Annotated in this window: 17 protein-coding genes; 9 read left to right on the top strand and 8 right to left on the bottom strand. The window is 67.5% G+C overall.

The annotated features are described in order from the left end of the window. Nucleotides 1-1,935 (bottom strand): S9 family peptidase, encoded by a 1,935-nt coding sequence (locus B3D50_RS06480; RefSeq protein ID WP_286950246.1) that lies wholly within the window; start codon nucleotides 1,933-1,935, stop codon nucleotides 1-3. A gap of 167 nt (nucleotides 1,936-2,102) precedes the next feature. Between B3D50_RS06480 and B3D50_RS06475 the strand changes: the two genes are divergently transcribed. Both B3D50_RS06475 and B3D50_RS06470 read left to right on the top strand, forming a co-directional pair. Further along, entirely contained in the window at nucleotides 2,103-2,798 is a 696-nt protein-coding gene (locus tag B3D50_RS06475) for a helix-turn-helix transcriptional regulator (RefSeq protein WP_286950245.1), read from the top strand. Nucleotides 2,799-2,864: 66 nt separating this feature from the next. Then, nucleotides 2,865-3,245, top strand: a complete 381-nt coding sequence (locus B3D50_RS06470) for a VOC family protein (RefSeq protein WP_286950244.1) — start codon at nucleotides 2,865-2,867, stop codon at nucleotides 3,243-3,245. Between the two features lie 92 nt (nucleotides 3,246-3,337). On the opposite strand, the gene mnmA is transcribed toward B3D50_RS06470, so the two are convergent. The 5 genes from mnmA to B3D50_RS06445 form a co-directional block, all read right to left on the bottom strand. Beyond that, nucleotides 3,338-4,570: a tRNA 2-thiouridine(34) synthase MnmA gene (gene mnmA, locus B3D50_RS06465; protein ID WP_286950243.1), complete on the bottom strand. Its 1,233-nt coding sequence runs from the start codon at nucleotides 4,568-4,570 to the stop codon at nucleotides 3,338-3,340. A 110-nt stretch (nucleotides 4,571-4,680) separates the two neighbouring features. After that, the gene (locus B3D50_RS06460) at nucleotides 4,681-4,965 is read right to left on the bottom strand and encodes a DUF1153 domain-containing protein (RefSeq protein WP_024353268.1); all 285 of its coding nucleotides are present in this window, start codon (nucleotides 4,963-4,965) and stop codon (nucleotides 4,681-4,683) included. A gap of 186 nt (nucleotides 4,966-5,151) precedes the next feature. Continuing rightward, nucleotides 5,152-6,585 (bottom strand): flagellar hook protein FlgE, encoded by a 1,434-nt coding sequence (gene flgE / locus B3D50_RS06455; RefSeq protein ID WP_286950242.1) that lies wholly within the window; start codon nucleotides 6,583-6,585, stop codon nucleotides 5,152-5,154. A gap of 12 nt (nucleotides 6,586-6,597) precedes the next feature. Then, a complete protein-coding gene (locus tag B3D50_RS06450; protein WP_003165656.1) occupies nucleotides 6,598-7,338 on the bottom strand; it encodes a flagellar hook assembly protein FlgD in 741 nt (246 codons plus the stop codon). Nucleotides 7,339-7,341: 3 nt separating this feature from the next. After that, a complete protein-coding gene (locus B3D50_RS06445; RefSeq protein ID WP_286950239.1) occupies nucleotides 7,342-8,748 on the bottom strand; it encodes a flagellar hook-length control protein FliK in 1,407 nt (468 codons plus the stop codon). 393 nt (nucleotides 8,749-9,141) lie between these two features. Between B3D50_RS06445 and flgK the strand changes: the two genes are divergently transcribed. The 6 genes from flgK to B3D50_RS06415 all read left to right on the top strand — a co-directional run bounded on the left by flgK (nucleotide 9,142) and on the right by B3D50_RS06415 (nucleotide 15,862). Beyond that, nucleotides 9,142-11,232, top strand: a complete 2,091-nt coding sequence (flgK, locus tag B3D50_RS06440; RefSeq protein ID WP_286950238.1) for a flagellar hook-associated protein FlgK — start codon at nucleotides 9,142-9,144, stop codon at nucleotides 11,230-11,232. Beyond that, entirely contained in the window at nucleotides 11,229-12,176 is a 948-nt protein-coding gene (locus tag B3D50_RS06435; protein WP_046653370.1) for a flagellin, read from the top strand. Before flgK ends, B3D50_RS06435 begins: the two co-directional genes overlap by 4 nt. A gap of 205 nt (nucleotides 12,177-12,381) precedes the next feature. Continuing rightward, complete coding sequence (locus B3D50_RS06430) at nucleotides 12,382-13,500, top strand: ABC transporter permease (protein ID WP_286950237.1); 1,119 nt, start codon at nucleotides 12,382-12,384, stop codon at nucleotides 13,498-13,500. Further along, nucleotides 13,497-14,291, top strand: a complete 795-nt coding sequence (locus B3D50_RS06425) for an ABC transporter ATP-binding protein (protein WP_286950235.1) — start codon at nucleotides 13,497-13,499, stop codon at nucleotides 14,289-14,291. Before B3D50_RS06430 ends, B3D50_RS06425 begins: the two co-directional genes overlap by 4 nt. A gap of 15 nt (nucleotides 14,292-14,306) precedes the next feature. After that, entirely contained in the window at nucleotides 14,307-15,245 is a 939-nt protein-coding gene (locus B3D50_RS06420) for an MlaD family protein (protein ID WP_003165649.1), read from the top strand. Further along, on the top strand, nucleotides 15,242-15,862 hold the full coding sequence (locus B3D50_RS06415) for an ABC-type transport auxiliary lipoprotein family protein (protein ID WP_286950233.1): 621 nt from the start codon (nucleotides 15,242-15,244) through the stop codon (nucleotides 15,860-15,862). The genes B3D50_RS06420 and B3D50_RS06415 overlap by 4 nt, the downstream gene beginning before the upstream one ends. A 97-nt stretch (nucleotides 15,863-15,959) precedes the next feature. Here B3D50_RS06415 and B3D50_RS06410 read toward each other — a convergent pair whose 3' ends face one another. Both B3D50_RS06410 and B3D50_RS06405 read right to left on the bottom strand, forming a co-directional pair. Then, on the bottom strand, nucleotides 15,960-16,610 hold the full coding sequence (locus B3D50_RS06410; protein WP_286950231.1) for a 3-oxoacid CoA-transferase subunit B: 651 nt from the start codon (nucleotides 16,608-16,610) through the stop codon (nucleotides 15,960-15,962). A 5-nt stretch (nucleotides 16,611-16,615) separates the two neighbouring features. Further along, nucleotides 16,616-17,317 (bottom strand): CoA transferase subunit A, encoded by a 702-nt coding sequence (locus tag B3D50_RS06405; protein WP_076223858.1) that lies wholly within the window; start codon nucleotides 17,315-17,317, stop codon nucleotides 16,616-16,618. Nucleotides 17,318-17,504: 187 nt separating this feature from the next. Between B3D50_RS06405 and B3D50_RS06400 the strand changes: the two genes are divergently transcribed. Beyond that, entirely contained in the window at nucleotides 17,505-19,946 is a 2,442-nt protein-coding gene (locus B3D50_RS06400; RefSeq protein ID WP_286950230.1) for a S9 family peptidase, read from the top strand. The last annotated feature ends 32 nt before the right edge of the window (nucleotides 19,947-19,978 follow it).

The following is a 19,978-nucleotide window of genomic DNA, read 5'->3' as shown; positions in this document are numbered from 1 at the left end:
TCAGTTCGCCTTGCGTACGTAGCGGTTCAGGAAGGCCAGATAGGCCTCCTGTGCGGTGATCCGGTTTTCGCGACGCTGGAAGCCGTGGCCTTCGTCGGGGAAGACGACGTATTCGACCGGCACATTGTTGGCGCGCACCTTCTCGACCAGTTCGTCGCTCTCGACCTGAAGCACGCGCGGGTCGTTGGCGCCCTGGACCACCAGCAGGGGGCGGCGGATCTTGTCGGCGTGGAACAGGGGCGAGATGGCGCGGTGGCGTTCGGCGTCGACCGCCGGATCGCCCATCTCATCATACAGAGCCACGCGCTGCGCGCCCCACCAGGCGGGGATGGACTGCAGGGTGCGGACCCAGTTGGTCACGCCGAAGATGTCGATGCCGGCCTCGAACTTCTCGGGGTGGAAGGCCAGGGCCGCGGCGGTGATGTAGCCGCCGTAGGAGCCGCCCATGACCGCGACCTGATCGTCGGCCACCCAGTCCTGCGCCCGCAGCCAGTCGCCGCCGGCGACGATGTCGCGCAGGTCGGCTTCGCCGTGCTTCTTGTCATCCATGTGGAAGAAGGTCTTGCCGTAGCCGGACGAGCCTCTGTTGTTGGCCCCCAGAACGGCATAGCCGTGATTGACCAGGTGCTGGACCATGGCCGAATAGCCTCGCCGCGTCTGACCGCCCGGTCCGCCGTGGACGAGGACGACCGCCGGGGCCGGATTGGCCGCCGAGGCGCCCTTGGGTCGATAGAGGACCGCCGGGACCATCACCCCGCCTTCGCCCGGATAACGGACGATCGTCGCCTCGACCAGGTCGCTCTCCTGGATGGCCGGGTTCAGCGCGTGGGTCAGGCGGCGGGCCTGGCCCGTCGACAGGTCGGCGACGAAGACGTCGGCGGGCGAGGTGTCGGACACCACGGTGAAGGCGGCCAGGCCTGCGCCGGGGTCGAAGCGGACGCCGGTGATGTCGCCCTGGGGCAGGCCGGTCAGGCGCACGGGCGCGCGGTTTTGCGCATCCTCGATAGTCAGTTCGGTCGAAGCATCGGCGTTGACCGCCGTCACCCGATAGCGGCCGTTGGGCGAATAGGAGACATACATGACGTCCCAGTCGGCCTGGGTCGTGCGGTTGTGGGCCTTGTCGGCGATGTCATAGGCGTAGGCCTGAGCGAACTCGCCGTCCTCATTGCTGGTGTAGATCAGGGTGGCGTTGAAGGGGCCGAAGCCGCTGACGTCATAGGCGACGTCGCCGGTATGCGAGGTGATCAGATAAGGCTCGCCCCCTGCCTGAAGGTCGGCCAGGTAGATATCCGAATTGGCGCTGGTATGGGATTTGGTCAGGGCGACCAGCCGTCCGTCGCCAGAGACGGCGGCGACATCCAGGCCTCCGGGGTTCTGGAACATCAGCTTGCGCTCGTAGGTGGCGGCGTCATAGGCGTAGAGGTCGAAGACCTGGGCGTCGCGTTCGTTGCTGGTCAGCCAGAAGGTCTGGCCGTCGTCGCTGAAGCCGACGAAGCCGGCCTTCAGCTTGTCGCCCGGCGTCAGGTCGCGCAGCGTCCCGTCGATTTCGCGCACATAGATGTGGGTCAGTTCGTTGCCGCCCTGATCCGCCGCCACCAGAACCCGACGGCCGTCGGGAAAATAGCTCTGCGCGAAGGTGGCGTTGGTCGTCGAAGCCGTCAGCGGCACGGGATCGCCGCCCGCGACCGGCAGGGCGTAGGCGTTGAACACCCCCGTCTTGTCCGACGAGATCAGGACGTGGGTGCGTCCCTCTGAGAAAGCCAGGCCGTCAGGGTTGGCCATGGAGAAGCTGGTCGTCTCGAAGAATTGCGCGGCGGTGTAGGGCGTGACCGCGGCCGACGCCGTCGGCGCTGGCGCGGCCGGTTCAGCGACGGCGAGGGCAGGGACGGCGGCGGCAAGCGCCAAGACGGAAACCATGCAGGCGAAGGAGCGCATTCGGAGCCTCATGAGGAGCGTGATGGTCGATAGAGGCTGCACCATGCGCGTACGGATGCGGTCTGTCGAAAATTAAGTGAGCGTCGTTACGTCGTGCGTGGCGGCCCTAATGCAAAGGCGTCTTCGATGTTGCCGTTTTCTGGCAGCAATTCTGCTACGCTCCCGATGTGTCCCGGTCCGAACGCCTTCTCGATCTGCTGAACACCCTGCGGCGGCATCGTCGGCCGGTCAGCGGCCGCGCGCTGGCGGAGGAGACCGGCGTCTCCCTGCGCACCCTTTATCGCGATATCGCCAGCCTGCAGGCGCAGGGCGCGACGATCGAGGGCGAGCCGGGCGTGGGCTATGTGCTGAAGCCCGGTTATCTGCTGCCGCCGCTGATGTTTACGCCGGAAGAGATCGAGGCCCTGGCCCTGGGATCGCGCTGGGTGGCCGAGCGGGCGGATGCGCGATTGCGCGATGCGGCCTTGAGCGCCCAGGCGCGGATCGCGGCGGTGCTGCCGCCGGATCTGCGCGACGAGATGGAGGCCTCGGCCCTGTTTATCGGACCGGGCGCGCCGATCCCCGCCGATGCGGTCGATCCGGCCCATTTGCGCAAGGCGATCCGCATCGAGCGCAAGCTGAGGATGAACTATCGCGACGAGGCGGGGACGGCGTCAGACCGGGTCGTCTGGCCCTTCGCCCTGGCCTTCTTCGACCGGGTGCGGCTGCTGATCGGGTGGTGCGAACTGCGCGGCGATTTCCGCAGCTTCCGCACCGACCGCATCGTCGGGGCCGAGGTGCTGGAGACCCGCTATCCCACGCGAAAGGCCGTGCTGCTGAAGCGCTGGCACGAGGCCTGCGAGCGTCAGGGGCCGCTGCGATGATGCTGACAGAAACTGGCGGCAGGTCCGGCTAAGTTCTCTTTCTGTTCAGGCGGAGGGACCTTGACCATGAGCGACGACATTGTGCTGAACGTGGCCGATCCGGACGCCAGCGCGCGTTTCTACGCCGGGCTGCTGGGCCGACGACCGGTCGAGGCGGGGCCGGACCATGCCGTTTTCCTGCTGGCGCCGGGGCGGAGACTCAGCCTGTGGCGCGGTCGAGGCGGAACCCAGGCGGACCTGCGCATGGAGGCGCCCGGCGTGGTGGATGAACTGCACATCGACTGGTGGGACCGGGGCGCGCGCATCGTCCTGCCGCCGACGGACATGGACGGCGGCCACGGCTTCGTGGCGCGCGACCCGGACGGCAACTGCCTGCGGGTCTACGCGGCCCATCGGAACCGTCACCCTCGGGCTTGTCCCGAGGGCCCATGGCGGACGTGTGCGTGACCTGAGCGGCTGTCCGCGTGGCTTGCAAATTCAACGAAAAACGTGTCGCCGCGCTGGGTCCTCGGGACAGCCCCCGAGGGTGACGATGGGGGTTAGACCGCCACGGCTTCGGTCGACTGGATGAAGCCGCCGCCCAGGACCCGTTCGTCGTCGGCCGGGTCGTAAAGGACGCAGGCCTGACCGGGTGCGACGCCTTCCTCGCCCTGATCGAAGACCACCTGAACGGCGTCATCGATGAAAGCGAGGCGGGCGAGGGAGGGCTGGCGGGTCGAGCGGACGCGGGCCAGGACCGGAGCGCCGTCGCGGGCGGCTTCCTCGATCGTGGCCTGATCGCCCAGCCAGTTGGTTTCCTCCAGCGTCAGGCGGGCGGTCAGCAGGGCTTCGCGCGGGCCGACGATGACGCGGCGATGGTCGGGGTCCAGCTTGACCACGAACAAAGGCTCGCCTACGGCGACGTTCAGCCCCCGGCGCTGGCCGATGGTGTAGTCGGTGATGCCCGAATGGCGGCCCAGCACCCGGCCGTCCATGTGGACGATGTCGCCGGCCCCACGCCCCTGTGGCCGCAGGCGGTCGATCAGGGTGCGATAGTCGCCGGTCGGCACGAAACAGATGTCCTGGCTGTCCGGCTTGGCGGCGATGCGCAGGCCCAGCGACGCGGCGACGCCCCGCACCTGCGGCTTTTCCAGATCGGCGAGCGGGAAGCGCAGATAGTCGAGCTGATCCTGCGTCGTGGCGAACAGGAAGTAGGACTGGTCGCGCGAGTGATCGACCGCCTTGCGCATCTGCGAGCGGTTGCCGTGCGTCGCGCGGCGGACGTAGTGGCCGGTGGCCATGGCTTCGGCGCCCAGATCGCGCGCGACGTCCAGCAGGTCGCGGAACTTCACCGTCTGATTGCAGCGGATGCAGGGGACCGGCGTCTGGCCCTTCAGATAGGAATCCGCGAACTGGTCGATCACCGCGTCCTTGAAGCGGTTTTCATAGTCGAGGACGTAGTGCGGAATGCCGATCAGGTCGGCGGCCAGACGGGCGTCGTGGATGTCCTGACCCGCGCAACAGGCGCCCTTCTTCTTCAGCGCCTCGCCGTGGTCATAGAGCTGGAGCGTCACGCCGACGACGTCATAGCCCGCCTTGTGCAGCAGGGCGGCGACGACGGTGGAATCCACTCCGCCGGACATGGCGGCGACCACGCGCGCGCCCTGCGGCAGGCCGACGGCCTGTCGCACGCTCTCGATCGCGGCGTCCAGGTCGGCTTGCGACATGGGGGCGATGTCGGGAACGGGGCAGAGGATGTCGTCGGTCAGGGCGTCCATGGTCATCGCCGCCATTTAGGCCCTGATGCGCGCGATTTCGAGGCCTGGCTCGAAACGAAGGCGCGTCCAATGAAAAAGACCGCCCCGTTCTGGAGCGGCCGTGATCATGCGTTCAGGCGAAAAGCCTAGTCGCGGTAGCTCTGGATGCGCGTGGTGCGCAGACCCTGCATGCCCCATTTGTCGATGGCCTTCTGCCAGGCCATGAACTCCTCGGCCGTCAGACGGTACTTCTCCAGGGCGTCCTCCAGGCTGATCAGCCCGCCGCGCACGGCGGCCACGACCTCGGCCTTGCGGCGGATGACCCAGCGGTTCGTGTCCGAGGGCGGAAGATCCCGCAGGGTCAGGGGCGTACCCGTCGGGCCGACCACGTACTGTTCGCCGTTACTGTTAAGGCGTCGCTCTTGCAGCATGGGCTTAAGCCTCTCTCACCACCACCATAGACGCGCAGGCTAGGCCCCCGCCCGCTAAAAGGCTTTTAAGCGTCGTGGTGAAGGAATGGCTAAGACGCATCCGGCCGGTCCGGCGCGTTCTGCGCCGGCTAAAGGAAGGATTCATCGAGTCTAACGAGACCTTGATCATGGAGTCCTGTTGGCCGATCAGCGCTTGATGTTGATCAGCTCCGCCAGCATCTCGTCGGCGGTGGTGATGATCTTGGACGAGGCCGAATAGGCGCGCTGGGTGGTGATCAGGCCGGTGAACTCGGTCGACAGGTCGACGGTCGAGGCTTCCAACTGCTGGGCGCCCAGCAGGCCCGCGCCGCCGGTGCCGGGGGCCTTCAGGTTGAAGGTGCCGGAGTTCTGGCTGACACGGAAGGCGTTGCCCGACACCTCGGTCAGGCTGTCGGCGCTGGGGAAGGTGGCTAGGGCGACCTGGGCGATCTTGCGCATGACGCCGTTGTCGAAGATGGCGGTGACGAAGCCCGCCTCGTCGATCTTCACCTCGGTCAGGTTTCCGAAGGCGGTGCCGTTCGTATAGGTGGCCTGGACGATGGAGGTGCTGTCGTACTGCGTCAGGCCGCCCGCCGAGGCGTTCAGGTCGAAGGCGATGGTCTGGGCCGCGATGCCCAGGTCGGCGGCCCAGGCGCCGTCAGCGCCCGCCGTCGCGCCGTCCGACGAGCCCAGCGACAGGCTGGCGTTGGTGGGGTCGTCGAACAGGCCGGTGCCCGCGGTCCAGCCCTGCATCTTGGCCACGTCCAGACGCCCGTCCTGGGTGAAGGCGATGCGGCCGGACTTCAGCAAGCCGTCTGTGTTGGTCACCGTGCCCTCGGGGGCGCGGATTTCGGCGTGCCATTCGTTGGCGACGCTGCTCTTCAGGAAGGAGACGGTGATGTTGCGTTGGCCGCCCTTGGAGTCCGACACCGGAATGGTGATCTCGAAGTCGGGCTTCACGCCCGTCGCCGGGTCGTTGGCGTACATCGACATGGAGTGGGTGGTCGGGTCATAGGCCGTGACGCCGGTCGGGGGCGGGGTCTGGGCGGCCTCATTGACCGGCTGGCTGGACTTCAGGTTGGCGTTCAGGCCGACGCGGGTGGTCGGCTCGGCCGCGCCGCCGACGGAGCCGACGTTGATGGTGCGCAGGCGGCTCATGTCGGACGGATCGCTGTTGACCACGCCGTCGGCGTCGACCGGCCAGCCCTGCAGATACAGGCCCGAGGTGTTCTGCAGATAGCCCAGGTCGTCGATCTTGAACGCCCCGGCGCGCGTGAACAGGCGCGCGTCCGACAGGGTCAGGTTTTCGGACTTTTCGGTGACGACGAAGAAGCCCTGGCCGGCGATGGCCAGGTCGGTGCCGTTGGTCGTGCGCTGAAGCTGGCCCGCCTGGCTGATGAAGTGGCGGGCGGCGGCCTGAACGCCGCCGGCGGAATAGTTCACGCCCGCCGTCTGGGCGTTGACCACGGTCGCGAACTCGGTCGACGCCCGCTTGTAGCCGACCGTGTTCACGTTGGCGATGTTCTGCGAGATCGTCGAAAGGGCCGCGGCGTTGGCGGTCAGACCGGACACGCCGGCCATCATGGCGCCGTTGATGCTCATGTCTGGGATTCCTTACGAGAGAAGATTGAAGGGGTTGAGTTTCGAGGCGAGAGCGCTGGCCGCGCCGGCGTCGTCCTCGGGTTTGGCGGCGGCCTTCTGTTCTTCCAGCGCGATCAGGCTGGACACCGGCATGATCGAGTTGCCGATGATGACGAAGGGCGTGTTGTCGTACATCTCGACGCCGGTCACACGGCCGCGGATCAGCACCTGGCTGTCGACGGCCTTGCCCGCGCCGTCCTTGGCGACGACCTTCAGCGTATAGACGCCGCCGTCGTCGACCTGGCCGCCTCCGGTGGTCTTTCCGTCCCACTTGAAGTCATGCATGCCGTTGGTCTTTTCGGGGGCCGGGCCGCTCCAGACCACCTTGCCCGAGGCGTCCAGCACCTGAAGCGTGGCGTCGGTCGCGTCGGCGGCCAGCTCATAGCTCCAGTTGGCCTCGCCGTCCTCGAAGCGGGTCGCGGCCCAGACGGCGGTGGCGTCCTTGCCGATATACTGCGCCGCGCCGGTCAGGCCGTCGCCCTGCTGGGCCTTCAGCAGGCCGGTCAGCAGGTCGTTGGTCAGCAACTGCTGCTCGACGCCCGCCATCTGGGTCAACTGGGCGGTGAACTCGTTGGAATCCACCGGCGACAGCGGATCCTGGTTCTTCAACTGCGTGGTCAGCAGCGACAGGAAGGTCTGGAAGTTGGAGGCCAGCATCTGACCCCCGGCGTTCACCCGGCCCGCGGCGTTGTTGGAAGAGACGGCGTCAACCATCGATCAGACCTTCAGATCGACGCGGTCAGGCGTCAGGGAAAGGGACGTCCAGGCGCTGGGCGGCGGAACGACGGAATCGGCCTCGGCGGCCAGGCGGGCGGCGCCGGAGAAGGCGCGGCGGTCGGGCTGCCGCTCGAACGCGCCGCCGCTGAAGCCGGACGAAGGTTCGCGCTCGGCGAACTCCAGGTCGTCACGCGACAGCTGCAGCCCCGCGTCCAGAAGCTGACGGCGCAGTTCGTCGGCGCGGGCGCGCAGGTCGGCCGCCGCCGCCGGATTGTCGAAGGCCAGGCGGGCCGTGACCTGGCCGTCAGACTCGATCTCCAGACTGACGTCGACGCGGCCCAGGCCTTCGGGCGTCAGGGCCATGTTGAAGCGGGTCGAGCGGCCGTCCAGCTTCTTGACGATCTGGGCGGCGATCTGGGCCGTGGTCTCGACTGTGGCGCGCGACAGCTGGGACAGGCCCAGATCGCGTTGAGCGCCGGGCGCCTGAGAGGGGGCTTCGACGGCGCCTTGTTGCGGCGCGGCCGGGGCTTCGCCGTCGACCGGGGGCGCGGCGACGGTCGCCGCCGCAGGCGTTTCGGCCAAGGCGGGCGCAACGGCCGGGCGGGCGGCGGGCGCTGACGTTGCAGCATCAATGGAAGCATCGGCCTGGGCGGGTCGGTTGGCGGTCGCTTCGGCGTTGCCTGTCGATGTGGCTGCTGCCTGTATCGCTTCTCGCGCCGAGGCCAGCCGTTCGCCCGCGCCCGACCGGAAGCCGGTCACGCCCAGCAGGGCGGCGTCCTGTGCAGGAAGGGCCGCTCCAGGGCGCGACGGCGGCGGCGCGTCCGACGGCTCGTCGCTCTCGGTTGACGGAGGTTCCGGCGCCGCATCCGGCTCTGCAAAGACGGCGGGGAGCGCCGCCTTGAGGGCGGCGGATATGGTTGCAGGGGGGGGCGGCGCGGCTGAGACGGGCGCAGCCGTGGCGGCGGTGGCGGTGGCGGCGACCGCAGGTTCGGTGGTCGGGGCGATGGGAGCCGCCTCTACAGCCTCAGAAACGGCCGACGGAGCGGGAGACGGCGCGGCGGCGACAACAGGAGTCGTTTCGGTCGTCGGCGCCGTCGGATCGGCAGGGGCTGTCGGCGCCGCAGCCTGTTGCACCGGCGGGGGCGGCGTGAACCAGGCGGGCGGAGCCGGAGCGACGGCGATGTCGTCCTTTGCGGGCTCGACCGGAGCGGCCTCGATCGGCGCGGTGGTTTCGGACGCTTGGGCGACCGGGACGACCGAGACGACGGGCGGCGCGGCCTGCGCCTCTTCCTTCAGCATCAGGTCCGCGAAGACGGCGCTGTCCGTCGCCGCCTCGACGGAGGCGTTGACGCTCGCGCCGCCGGGGGCGGCGGGCGTCAGGACGGACATGAGGCTGACGGCGGACATGCGGGCGGCAGGCGCTTTCGGTCGGTGAGGGGCGGCGCCTGCTGCGCCTGGGTCATTCGGCAGGGCCTCCGCAAGCCTTGGGCCAAGCGTAGGTTTCGAGCTTAATATACTGAAATATAATGGTATTGATGAGTTTCGGTCGCCGTTTCAGCGACGTGACGCCGGGCGCTTCTTGCCGCGCTTGTCGCTTTTTGCCGGGCGCGGGCGGCGCCGTTCGACTTGGCCCGTCGCTTGCCTCTCTTGCTGACGAATGCACAGGGGCTGAACGCCGATGTCTAGGAAAATCAAAGAGATGGTCAGAAGACCTGCTCAATTCGCCGGGCAAGATTTGCTCGCTTGCCTGCAAGGCTTGCCGAGCGGCCGTCCCGTGCGCCCCGGCGTGGGAGACGTCTGATGTCCCTCAACTCGATCATGAACATCGCCACCTCGGGCATGAACGCGGCCCAGACGCAGCTGCGGGTGGTCTCGGACAATGTCTCCAACGTCAACACGCCCGGCTATGTCCGCAAGATCGCCGACCAGCAGTCCTGGGCCAGTCAGGGCGTCGGCGCGGGGGTGGAGATCGCCCGCATCCGTCTGGCCACCGACCGCTTCCTGCAGGCCGCCAGTCTGAACGCCAGCGCCGACGCCGGCCGTCAGACGGTGCGCTATGAGCTCTACGACCGCATCCAGTCGATGTTCGGCGATCCGGGCTCCAACAGCGGCTTCTTTTCGCAGATCGACAGCGTCTTCGCCGCCTTCGCCGCTTCGGCCGAGAACGCCACCTCCGGCCCCGCTCGCCAGGACGCCATCTGGAAGACGCAGGCCCTGTTCGATGAAGCCGCCCGCATCAACAGCCAGATTCAGTCGGTGCGCGAAGACGCCGACGCCCGCATCAAGAGTGCGGTCGAGACGGCCAACAGCCTGCTGGAGCAGATCGAGAAGCTGAACGTCGAGATCGCCAAGGCCACGGTGGTCAATGCGGACTCCTCGGGCGCGCAGACGGCCCAGGCGGCTCTGATCGACCAACTGTCGGGCCTGATGGACGTTCGCATCACCGGCCGTGCGGTCGGCGGGGTCGAGATCCGCACCGGCGCCGGCATCCTGCTGGCGGGGCAGGGGGCGGCCAAGCTGGACTATGTGCGCGCCGGCGCCGTCTCGGCCGAGACGGTGTTCAACGAGGTCATGGTCATCGAGCCCCCCGCCGGAAAGGCGCGCTCCCTGGCTGAAGGCTTGGGCTCGGGCGAGATCAAGGGGCTGCTGGAGTTGCGCGACGGCGAGGCGCCGGCGACGGCCGAGCGTCTGGCCGAACTGATGTCGCGTCTGGCCGACGAACTGAACCGGGCGCACAACGCCTCATCCGCCGCGCCGCCGCCCAACAGCCTGACGGGCCGTAACATCGGGCAGTCGCTGGAGACCGCCCTGCAGGGCTTCACCGGCCGCACCTCCATCGTCATCACCAATGATCAGGGCGTGGCCCTGCAGAAGATCGATTTGGACCTGGCGACGCTGAATCCGGCGACCTTCCTGGCCGACCTGAACGCCCAGCTGGGGGCCAATGGCAGCGCCAGCTTCGTCGACGGGCGTCTGAAGATAGAAGGCGCGCCCGGCACGGGCGTGGTGGTGGTCGATGATCCGGCCGCGCCCTCGAACAAGGGCGGGCGAGGCTTTTCGCACTTCTTCGGCCTGAACGACCTGATCACCAGCGCGCAGCCGGCGATCTATGAAACGGGCATGACGGGGGCGTCGCAGCACGGCTTCACGCCCGGCGAGACCATCACCTTCCGCTTCAGCGACGCGGCGGGCGCCAAGCTGCGCGACATCGAGGTGGCGGTGCCCGCGGGCGGCGACATGACCAGCCTGCTGGCGGCGCTGAACGATCCGATGACGGGCGCGGGGCGGATGGGGACGTTCAGCCTCAGCTCGACGGGCGAAATGACGTTCACGCCGCGACCTGGCTCGGGCGCGAACCTGTCGGTGCTTCAGGACCGCACCACCCAGGTTCCCTCGAACGTGTCGATGAGCGAGTTGTTCGGTCTGGGCGGCGCGCGCGCCTCGCGGGCCGACGCCTTCTCGGTCCGGGCCGACGTCGCCCGCGACCCATCCTTGATGGCCTTCGCCAAGGCCGACGCGACGGGCGGGGTCGGCGCGGCCGTGGTCAGCAAGAACGACGCGCGCGGCGCGCGCCTGCTGGCCAGCGCGGGCGAGAACGCCGCTTCCTTTTCGGCGGCGGGCGGGGCGGCGGGCGGCTCCATGTCGCTGGCGCGCTATGCATCCGAACTGTCGGGCGAGATCGGCAGCCGGGCCGCCATGGCCAAGAACAACGCCGTCAGCGCCACGGCCCTGGCCAAGGAGGCGACGGCGCGCCGCGTCTCGGTCGAAGGGGTCAACCTGGACGAGGAACTGGTGCTGATGACCACCTATCAGCAAGCCTTTAACGCCTCGGCCCGCATGGTTCAGGCGGCCAAGGACATGTACGACATCCTGCTGGGAATGGTGCGATGACCCGCGTTTCGACCTACGGAAACTATCAGTCGGCCCTGCTTGACCTGATGTCGGCCCAGTCGCGCATGGCTGACGCCCAGCAGAAGGTGAACACCAAGAAGAACGCCACGGACCTGGTCGGTTTCGGTCGAGGCTCCGAGACGGTCAGCGCGCTGATGACGAGCCAGACCCGCATCCAGACCTTCATCGACACCAACAAGACCGTCACGGCTCGGCTGGAGACCCAGGATCTGGCGATGGATCGGGTCGCAGACGCCTCGACGGCGGCGCGTCAGGCCATCGCCGACGCCATCGCCGCCGGGCGGATGGACACCCTGATGGGGACGCTGAACAGTCTGTTCATGGAGGCTCAGGACGGGCTGAACATGAAGCATCAGGGTAAGTATCTGTTCGGCGGCGGGGTCACTGATCGCGCGCCGGTGGACCTGCCCGACATTCCCGGTCAGCCTGGAGCCAGCATGATGGCCAAGCTGGCGGCCTTGCCCGATGAGAGCGCGGCCTTCCACAACGACCAGCTGAAGCAGTCGTCCTGGCTGGACGAGAACGTCTCGATGGACACGGGCTTCCTGGCCGACGCCATGGGATCGGAGCTGTTCGCCATCTTCCGCGACATCCAGCTGGAGCATCAGACGACGCCGCTGGACGGCAAGATGACGGACGCTCAGAAGACCTTTCTGACCACTCAGATGGGCCGCTTCGAGGCGGCGGCGAAGGGGATGGTGGAGCTGCAGGCCGCCAACGGCGGGATGCAGAACCGCGTCGACCGCCTGCTGGAATCCCAGGAGGCGCGCAAGATTTCGATCGACACCATCCTGTCCGGCAAGACCGACGCCAACATGGCCGAAGCCGTCACCGAACTGGAGCTGGCGCAGATCTCCCTGCAGGCCTCGGCTCAGGTGGTCAGCCAGCTTCGCCAGGTCTCCCTGCTGGACTATCTGCGCTAGGTCGTTTCCCGAGGTTGCGTTCGGCGCGGCCCGCTGAACGAAAATAGCTGGTCGACGTTCTGAAAGCTGCGCCGTGACGGGCGGGCCTTGGCGTGTGTCGAGCAGCGCCGGAAGAGATCGGGAGTCATCGGTCGTTGACACAATGCGAAAAGCAGAGCTTTAAGCGGCGTATGCGTGCGGGCGGGCCTGTGTCAGTGTCGGATTCATGAATCGGGCGGACTTCCAGATTGATGAAAGCCAGGATGGACAGACGCGCTTGCGGTTGGCCGGCGACTGGTCGACCGTCGCCGTCGGTCGGATGGGTGATCGGCTGAAGGCCGAGCTGGACGGTCGATCCGTGACCGCGCTGGACCTGGACGACCTGGGCCGTTTCGATACCGCCGGCGCCCTGGCCGTGGCCCAGGCCATGAGCCGGCCTATCCCGGAATCCGCCTGGTCGACGCGACCCGAAGCCGGGCGTCTGTATCGCATGGTGGCCAAGCTGGACTGCATGACGGCCGAGCCGCCGCGCCGCTCGGCCCCCATGACGCGCGGCTTCGCCAAGGTCGGGCGCGGGGTCTATGATTTCGGCGCTGAGGCCATGCTGTCCCTGGCCTTCCTGGGCCGTTTGATGGCGGCGGTGCTGACCACGCTGAAGCACCCCGGCCGCATCCGCTGGGCCGCCTGGTTCAGCCAGGCGGAACGCACCGGCCTGGACGCCATTCCGATCGTGGTGGTGACAAACTTCTTCATCGGCGCCGTGGTGGCCTTCATCGGCGTGGACCTGCTGACCCAGTTCGGGGCGGGGGTCTTCACGGTGCAACTGATCGGCGTCGCCGTCTTCCGTGAGTTCGCCGTGGTCATCACCGCCGTGCTGCTGGCGGGCCGTTCAGCCTCGTCCTTCGCCGCCGAGATCGGCTCGATGCGCATGACGCAGGAGGTGGACGCCATGCGAGTGATGGGCGTCGATCCCTTTCAGGCCCTGGTGATCCCGCGTCTGGCGGCGCTGCTGGTCATGCTGCCGCTGCTGACCTTCCTGGGCATGGTGGGGGGGCTGCTGGGCGGCGTCCTGGTGTCATGGAGCCAGTTGAACCTGGGGCCGGCCTTCTTCTTCCAGCGGCTGGTCGAGGACGGCTATATGCCGACCCACATGATGGTCGGTCTGATCAAGGCGCCGGTCTTCGCTCTGGTGGTCGCGGCCATCGGTTGCCGCCAGGGCATGTCGGTGGCGGGCGACGTCGAAAGCCTGGGGCGCCGGGTGACGGCGGCGGTGGTGCAGGCGATCTTCGCCATCATCCTGCTGGACGCCGTCTTCGCCCTGATCTTCATCGAGCTGAAAATATGACGGCTGAGACGCGCAAACCGGACGACCGCGAGGCCGTCATCCAGGTGCGGGGCCTGCTCAGCCAGTTCGGCGAGCGGGTGATCCATCAGGATCTGGATCTGGACGTGATGCGCGGCGAGGTGCTGGGCGTCGTCGGCGGGTCGGGCACCGGCAAGACCGTGCTGCTGAACTCCATCATCGGCCTGAAGGAGCCGGAAGGCGGCGAGGTTAGCCTGTTCGGGCAGGACCGCAGCGCCATGACCAAGGAGGAAGCGGCCGCCGTCGAGCGTCGCACCGGCGTGCTGTTTCAGCAGGGGGCGCTGTTCTCGTCGCTGACGGTGCTGGATAATGTGGCCTCGCCCCTGGTCGAGCACACTGATCTGTCGAGGACGACCATCCGGGAGTTGGCCGAGATGAAGGTGGCCATGGTGGGTCTCAAGCCCGAGGCCCTCTATCTGAAGCCGGCCGAGCTGTCGGGCGGGATGCGCAAGCGCGTCGGCCTGGCCCGCGCCCTGGCTCTTGACCCCGAACTGGTCTTTCTGGACGAGCCGACGGCCGGGCTGGACCCGATCGGGGCGGCGGCGTTCGACGATCTGATCCGCCAGTTGTCGGAGGATCTGGGGCTGACAGTCTTCATGATCACCCACGACCTCGACAGCCTTTACGCCATCTGCGACCAGGTGGCCGTGCTGGCGGACAAGCATGTGGTGGCTAAGGCGCCGGTCGCCGAGCTGGAACGCTCGAACCACCCCTGGATCAAGGAATACTTCCTGGGGCCGCGCGGACGCGCCGCCCATAAGAGCGCGGCCTGAGGAGGACGCGAAACGATGGAAAGAGACGCTCATTACGCCGCCGTCGGCATCGCCACAGTCGCCCTTCTGCTGGCGCTGGCGGTGTTCACCATCTGGTTGGCGCGGCTGCAGTTCAACAAGGATTTCGACGTCTACGACATCGTCTTCTACGGCCCGGTGCGCGGCCTGTCGGAGGGGGGAGAGGTCCACTTCAACGGCATCCGCGTCGGCGAGGTGACCAACCTGAATCTGGATCCGAAGAAGGGCGATCAGGTCATCGCCCGCGTGCGGTTGAACGGCACGACGCCGGTGCGCGTGACCTCGCGCGCCCAGTTGGAGCCGCAGGGCATCACCGGCCTGAACTACATCCAGATCACCGCCGGCGCCCCGGACAGCCCGCTGCTGAAGGACCAGTATCCGGACAACGTCGTGCCGGTGATCCAGAGCCAGCCCAGCCCCATCGCCGAATTGTTGAGCGGATCGGGCACGGTGCTGGCCCAGACGGTGGACGCCTTGAACCGCATCAACCGCGTGATGTCGGACGACAACATCCGCAGCTTCTCGACCAGCGTGAAGAACGTCGAGGCCCTGACCGCCGAACTGGAGGCCCGCAAGGGCATGTTCCAGCAGTTGGAAGAGACCATCACCAAGGCCAACGCCGCTGTCGGCGAGTATCAGGCCCTGGGCGCCAGCGCGCGCCAGATGGTCGACACCGACGGCAAGCAGGCCATCGCCAACATCAACCAGGCGACGCGCGAGGCGCAGGCCGCCATCGCCTCGATCAACCGTTCTGCGACCGGACTGGAAGGGCCATTGGGCGAATTCGGCACGCAGACCGTGCCGCAGTTGAACGACACTATTCGCCAACTGGATCGGGCGACCCGCTCGCTGCAGTCGCTCATTGACAACGTGCGCGACAGTCCGCGTGAGTTCATCGCCAAGGCGCCGTCCAAGGAAATCGAGGTGCAGCCGTGATCCGTTCCACACTGATGATTGCGGGGGCGTCGGTCGCCCTGTCTGGCTGCGCTTTGCTGTCGTCGCCGGACCCGGTTCAGCTGTATCGTTTCGGGGGCGCCTCGGCCTATGCCGGAACGGGTGCGACCTCGGCCTGCCCGGATGTCCATGTCTCCATGCGCCGGGTGGACTTTCCCGAAGCGGCGCGCGGCGACCGCATCCTGGCTGTGACGGGGACCGAGGCGGCCTATATCAAGGGCGCGCGCTGGGTGTCTCCGGCCGAGACTCTGTTTGAGGAAGCCCTGCGCAACGCCTTCCTGGACGGCGGGACGTGCACCGTGCTGAGCAGCGGTCCGCTGACGCGCGACGGCCTGTTGCTGAGCGTGGACGTGCGCCGGTTCGAGGCGTCCTACGCTGCGCCGGGCGCCGTACCGGATGCGACCATCGTCGTGCTGCTGCGTCTGGTCCGGCCGGGCGATCGTTCGATCGTGGCCGAGGACCGCATCACGGTCAGCGAGAACGCAGGCGTGAACCGTCAGTCGGCCATCGTCGCCGCCTTTGACCGCGCCACGGCCGAGACCAGCCGTCAGATCGTCCTCTGGACGGATCAGCAGGGCTTTCAGGCGATGCGGGACTAAATTCCTTCTCCCACAGGGGGAGAAGGAAGACATGAAAAACCCCGGCGGCCTCGCGGTCACCGGGGTTTGTGTTTTTTTACAGAGGGGCGAGGGCGGTTCAGCCCACGCCCGCCGCCACCGTGTAGTCGGCCTCGGTCTTGGCCGCGACCTCATCCAGGGTCACGCCCTCGGCCAGTTCGATCAGCTCCAGCCCCGAACCGTCCGGCTTGACGTCGAAGGTCGCCAGATCGGTGATGATGCGGCTGACCACGCCCGTGCCGGTCAGCGGCAGGGTGCAGGCCTTCAGCACCTTGGACTGGCCGTGTTTGTTGGCGTGCTCCATGACCACGACCACGCGCTTGACGCCGGCGACCAGGTCCATGGCCCCGCCCATGCCCTTCACCAGCTTGCCGGGGATCATCCAGTTGGCGATGTCGCCGTTCTGGGCCACTTCCATGGCGCCGAGGATCGACAGGTTGATGTGGCCGCCGCGGATCATGGCGAAGCTGTCTGCCGAAGAGAAATAGCTACTCTCGGCGATCTCGGTGATCGTCTGCTTGCCCGCGTTGATCAAATCGGGGTCTTCCTCGCCCTCATAGGGGAAGGGGCCCATGCCCAGCATTCCGTTCTCGCTCTGCAGCGTGACGGTCATGCCTTCGGGGATGTAGTTGGCCACCAGCGTCGGAATGCCGATGCCCAGGTTCACATAGAAGCCGTCCTGCAGCTCCTTAGCAGCGCGTTCGGCCAGTTGTTCGCGAGTACGTGCCATTTGGATCAAGCCTCCCGCTTGCGGACAGTGCGCTGTTCGATGCGCTTCTCGGACACGGTCTGGATCAGGCGGTCGACATAGACGCCCGGCGTGTGAATGTGGTCGGGGTCGATCGAGCCGACGGGGACGATCTCTTCCACCTCGACGACCGTCACCTTTCCGGCGGTGGCCATCATCGGGTTGAAGTTGCGGGCCGTCTTGCGGAACACCAGATTGCCGCGCTCGTCGGCCTTCCACGCTTTGACGATGGCCAGGTCGGCGACCAGCCCCGTCTCCATGACGTATTTGCGGCCGTCGAAGTCGCGCACTTCCTTGCCCTCGGCGACCAGGGTGCCGACGCCGGTGGCGGTGAAGAAGGCCGGGATGCCCGCGCCGCCCGCACGGATGCGCTCGGCCAGGGTGCCCTGGGGGTTGAACTCAAGCTGCAGCTCGCCGGCCAGGTACTGGCGCTCAAACTCCTTGTTCTCGCCGACGTAGGACGAGATCATCTTGGCGATCTGGCGCGTCTCCAGCAACTGGCCCAGGCCGAAGCCGTCGACGCCCGCGTTGTTGGAGATGACGGTCAGACCCTTGACGCCCGTGTCGCGCAGACCCGCGATCAGATTCTCGGGAATGCCGCACAGGCCGAAGCCGCCGGACATGACGGTCATGCCGTCGAATGTCAGCCCCTCCAGCGCGGACTTCACGTCAGCGTAAATCTTGCCCATCGGACTCCCTTTTTCACCAACTGATGAATATCGTGGTCTCCTCCGTCCTTAAAGCGGGCCGGGAAGCGGAGCAAGCGGCAAGCGCAACGCAGGGGAAGGCATGGCGTGACAAGCCTGACGGTTGACCCTGGACCGCAGGGGTCTCACACCTAGCGCCACATAAGACTCGTCTCAGTGGGGAAAATCCATGCGCCATCGTCTGCTGCGGGCCGCCTTGCCCGCCCTAGTGCTCGCCGCCGCCGTTCCAGCCCTGGCCCTGCCGGTCGCAGCGGTCGTCCAGGACGCCGCGCCGACCTATCAGCAGCCGCCGGCGCCGATCGCCCAGATCCTGGACGCCAAGCCCAATCCGGGCGTCAGCGTCAGCCCGGATCGCAAGACCCTGCTGCTGACCGACCGCTCCAACCTGCCGGCCATCGCCGAACTGGCCGAGCCGATGCTGCGGCTGGCGGGCTATCGCATCAATCCCAAGAACAACGGCCCGGCCAACAGCCGCGTCTCCTGGTTGACGGGGCTCAGCTTCCAGGCGGTCGACGGCGGGCCTGCGCGCCCGGTGACGGGCCTGCCCGCCAATGCGCGCCTGACCAACGTCAGCTGGGCGCCGAACGGCCAGGCCGTGGCCTTCCTGGTCAATGCGCCCAACGGGCTGGAGCTTTGGACGGCCGATGTCGCCCAGGCCAAGGCGCGCAAGCTGAACGGGCCGATGGTCAATGCGGCGGCGGGGTCGGGCTTCTCCTGGCTGTCGGACTCCTCGGGCCTGCTGGTTCTGGCGGTTCCGGCCGGGCGCGGCCTGGCGCCCAACGTCGACCATCCGCCCGAAGGTCCGATCATCACCGAGACGGGCGGCCGCGCCGCCCCGGTGCGGACCTATCAGGATCTGCTGTCCAACGTGGGTGACGAGGCCCTGTTCGACTACTACTTCGCCAGCCAGCCGACCGTGGTGTCGCTGAACGGCCGCGCGCGCTCGGTGGGCCAGCCGGGCGTCATCCTGGGCGTCTCGACCTCGCCCGACGGGCGCTACATCCTGCAGACCCGGGTCAAGAAGCCCTATTCCTACGTCGTGCCGGCCAGCCTGTTCCCCTCGGACGTCATCGTCACCGACATGAACGGGCGTCAGGTGCACCGCGTGGCCGATCTGCCGCTGCGCGATAACGTGCCGACGCCGTTCGACGCCGTGGCGCCGGGTCCGCGCGCGGTCCAGTGGCGGGCCGACGCCGACGCCACCCTGGTCTGGGCCGAGGCTCAGGACGGCGGCGATCCGCGCAACGCCGCCGAGGTGCGCGACCGCGTCTTCATGCTGCGCGCGCCCTTCAACGACCGGGTGCAGACCCTGGCCGACCTGAAGGAACGCTACGCCGGAACGACGTGGGGCCGGGACGACGCCGCCATCGTCAACAGCCGCTGGTTCAACACCCGGCACGAGACGCGCACCCTGGTCGATCCATCGAACCCCGGCGCGGGCCGCGTCCTGGTCGATCGCAACTATCAGGATCGCTACAACGATCCCGGCTCGGTCGTGACCGAGCCGAACGCGCGCGGCCGTTCGGTCATGCGCTTCAACGCCGACGGCTCAAAGGTCTTCGTCGAGGGCGACGGGGCGACGCGCGAGGGCGCCTATCCCTTCCTCGACCTGATGGACTTGAATACGGGCGAGACGGAGCGCGTCTGGCGCTCGGCCCAGGGCGAGTATGAAAGCGTCGTGGGAGTGCTGGACGAAGGGGGCCGCAAGCTGGTCACCTATCGCGAAAGCCGCACCGATCCGGCCAACCTGCGCGTGCGCGACCTGGACGGCGGAGTCACCCAACTGACGAACTTCCCCGATCCGGCGCCGCAACTGGCCGGGGCCACGCGCCAACTGATCACCTACACCCGCGACGATGGGGTGGAGCTGTCGGGGACGCTGTATCTCCCCGCCGGTTACGACAAGGATCGCGACGGCCCGCTGCCGCTGCTGATGTGGGCCTATCCGGCTGAGTTCACCGACGCCGCCGTGGCCGGTCAGGTCGTGGACACCGACAACCGCTTCGTGCGGCCGTCGGGATCGAGCCACCTGTTCCTGCTGACCCAGGGCTACGCCATTCTCGACAACCCGACGATGCCGATCATCGGCCGCGACGGGGCCGAGCCGAACGACACCTACATCGAGCAGCTGTCGGCCAGCGCCAAGGCGGCGGTCGACGCCGTGGTGGCGCTTGGCGTGGCGGAACGGGAGCGGATCGCCGTCGGGGGGCACAGCTACGGCGCGTTCATGACGGCGAACCTCTTGGCGCATACCGACCTGTTCAAGACGGGCATCGCGCGCTCGGGCGCCTATAACCGCACCCTGACGCCTTTCGGCTTCCAGGCCGAGCAGCGGTCATACTGGGAGGCGACCGAGACCTATAACGCCATGTCGCCCTTCACCTACGCCAACAAGGTGAATGAGCCGATCCTGCTGATCCACGGCGAGGCGGATGCTAACTCCGGCACCTTCCCGATCCAGACGGAACGCTTCTACGCCGCGCTGAAGGGCAATGGGGCGACGGCGCGCTATGTCGTCCTGCCCAAGGAGGATCACGGCTATCGCGCGCGGGAATCGGTCGGCCACACCCTGTATGAGATGTCGTCCTGGCTGGATCGCTGGATGAAATAATGCGCAGTCCTTCTCCCCTTGTGGGAGAAGGA

The sequence above is a fragment of the Brevundimonas sp. UBA7507 genome (genome assembly GCF_002478355.1).
GTDB lineage: Bacteria > Pseudomonadota > Alphaproteobacteria > Caulobacterales > Caulobacteraceae > Brevundimonas > Brevundimonas diminuta_D.
Note: the sequence above shows the minus strand (reverse complement) of the source record. Positions and strands in the feature narration are given on the sequence as shown.